Below are 2,423 nucleotides of genomic sequence, written 5' to 3'. Positions count from 1 at the left end.
CCCCCACGAACTGCGTGGGGGAAGGGAGCCAGTCCCGTGCGCGTCCGCGGCACCGAAGCTTGGGCCGGTTACCCACGCTCCGCTCCTTCCTGAACTTTCAGCGCAGGCGCTCGGCCAGGCGCAGCGCGTCGAAGGGGGCGTGCACCTTGGCGTCGTTGTCGAAGTAGATGAACACGTCGCGTCCCCCGGGTACATCCGCGCCCCGATCCGCCACGCACATGGCGTCCCGGGGATGGCACCCGGTGCGCCACTCGCGGATGCGCGACGCCCACCAGTCCAGCTGCGAGTCGCTGTATCCGCTGGCGTACAGTTCCTCCGCCCCGTGCAGGCGCACGTACACGAAGTCGCTGGTCGTGTCTTCCGCGTACGGCCACCGCCCCGCCGTGTCGGCGAACACGAAGGCGGCGTTGTGGGCCCGCAGCAGGTCTACGAAGCGAGGCGAGAGAAACCCCGGGTGGCGGATCTCGAAGGCGTGGCGGATGGTGCCCTGGTGCTCGGGCTCGGTCCACGCGCGCGCGTCCAGCCGGGCGTCGTGGCCGCGCGCCAGCCGCGACGCCTCCTCGTGTGTCCTGGGGATCAGCGCCAGGAAGTCGGCGAAGCGCTCCTCATCGAACCGCATCCGCTCCGGGAACTGCCAGAGAACGGGCCCCAGCTTTTCCGCCAGCCGCAGCACGCCGGACGCCAGGAAGTTGGCGAGCGCCACCTCCACGTCCTTGAGCTTTTTCATGTGCGTGATGAACCGGCTCCCCTTGACGGCGAAGACGAAGCCGGGGGGCGTGGCCTCGTACCACGAGCGGTAGCTGGTGGGACGCTGAAGGGAGTAGAACGAGCCGTTGATCTCGATGGTGTTCAGACGCGACGCGGCGTAGGCCAGCTCGCGCTTGCGGGCCAGCCCCTCGGGATAGAACACGCCCCGCCACCCGGCGTACGTCCATCCCGAAATCCCCACGTACGTGCTTCCACTCGTGCGTCGCTCGTCCATGCCGCGCGTTTCCGCAAACATGAAACCGCTGGGGTCACGCGGAGGCGCGGAGGTCGCGGAGAACGGAAGAGAACCCTCGGCCGTTCCTCCGCGTTCTCCGCGCCTCCGCGTGAGACGTTCTTCAGTGGTCCGCGTGCCCCGTATCGGCAGGCGCGGCGGCGGGCGGCGTAGCCGGCGCGGCCGTGGACGCTCCGCCCTCGGCCGCCGCGTTGCTGGACGCGGGCACGTTCGACGGCGCGGGCGTCTGCACCGCGGGGGCGGCACCGGTGTCCGCAGCGGGGCCGGTGGCCACGGGGGGCTGCATGGAGGGCGCGCTGTCGACGGTCAGCGGCAGCGGCGGGGCGGAGCCCGCGCTGACAGTGTTGTCGGTGGGCTCGGCTTCCCTGGCGCACGCGGCCAGCGCGGCCGCGCAGGCGAGGGCCATCACACTTCCGCGGATCGCGGCGAAACGGGCCATGGGTCCTCCAGATACGAGAGATGCGGAAACGAAGGGCGACACCATACGCGGGACGTCCGCCGATGGCAACTCGCGCGAGGCCCACGGCCCGGCCCGGGCAGTTGCGGTAAACTGCATCCGCCATCTACAATTCAATCTGCCCCGCGCCAGCCACACTCCGCACGGGACCTCCTTGCATCCTGTACAGCGTTTCGTGGGCATCGCCCTCGTTTTCCTTGCGCTCGGCGCGTGCAAGGACAAGCCCACCGACCCGGGCACCCCGGCCGGCGTACTGCGGTTCACGTATTCCGGCGTGCGAACCGGCGTGTTCCAGGCATCTGGCGGCCCGAGCAAAGGCGCTCCCAGCGCGGCATACGCCTACAACTTACAGAGTACGGACGACGACCTGTCCGTGGTGGCCTACAGGACCCTCGCGGACCCGCGATACTACGACGACATCACATTCACCATCCTCGATCCCAAGGTGGGCACGATCACCTGCGCAACGATGAGCCAGTGCCCGGTCGAAATGGGACTCATCCTGTTCTCGATGAGGGAAGACGGGCCTGCCGAGGTCGACGTGCGCCCCACGTCGCTTCGCCTCACGATTTCGGCCCTGACCGCGAGCAGCATCGAGGGCTCGTTCGAGATGGAGGCCGAGGGAGGGACGTCCGCCGGGGCTCGTGCGCAACTCTCGATCACCAAGGGCGAGTTCAACATCCCGCGGGTGCAGCTGTTCCCGTGAGAACACAGTTGTCGCGGTGAAGACGACGGACCGGCCCCGCCTCGAACCTTGAGGCGGGGCCGGTCGCGTTGTATGAGACGACAGCAACGTTATCGCGTGGACGCCAGCTCCTCGCGCTCTTTCTTGGCGGACTCCACCACCCGCGGCACCTCGTGGCCCGGCACCTCCTCGTACGCGTGGAAGGTGCGCGTGTGCGTGGCGCGCCCCTGCGTGAGGGAGCGAAGGGCAGTGGCGTACTTGTACAGCTCCGCCTGCGGCAC

The 2,423-nt window shown here is 69.0% G+C and carries 4 protein-coding genes; 1 reads left to right on the top strand and 3 read right to left on the bottom strand.

Translation table 11 applies throughout. The features are described from left to right. Positions 1-97: 97 nt before the first annotated feature. Entirely contained in the window at positions 98-982 is an 885-nt protein-coding gene (locus VIB55_RS07555) for a DUF72 domain-containing protein (RefSeq protein ID WP_331876063.1), read from the bottom strand. Between the two features lie 121 nt (positions 983-1,103). Continuing rightward, positions 1,104-1,439 (bottom strand): hypothetical protein, encoded by a 336-nt coding sequence (locus VIB55_RS07550; protein ID WP_331876062.1) that lies wholly within the window; start codon positions 1,437-1,439, stop codon positions 1,104-1,106. A 193-nt stretch (positions 1,440-1,632) separates the two neighbouring features. Here VIB55_RS07550 and VIB55_RS07545 point away from each other — a divergent pair, with 193 nt between their 5' ends. After that, a complete protein-coding gene (locus VIB55_RS07545) occupies positions 1,633-2,163 on the top strand; it encodes a hypothetical protein (RefSeq protein ID WP_331876061.1) in 531 nt (176 codons plus the stop codon). Positions 2,164-2,252: 89 nt separating this feature from the next. Here VIB55_RS07545 and VIB55_RS25640 read toward each other — a convergent pair whose 3' ends face one another. Then, complete coding sequence (locus VIB55_RS25640; RefSeq protein WP_414681244.1) at positions 2,253-2,423, bottom strand: hypothetical protein; 171 nt, start codon at positions 2,421-2,423, stop codon at positions 2,253-2,255.

Origin of the sequence: Longimicrobium sp. (assembly GCF_036554565.1) — a bacterium.
Classification (GTDB): Bacteria; Gemmatimonadota; Gemmatimonadetes; order Longimicrobiales; family Longimicrobiaceae; genus Longimicrobium.
The sequence above is the reverse complement of the archived record's forward strand: the minus strand, read 5'-3'. Positions and strand labels throughout refer to the sequence as shown.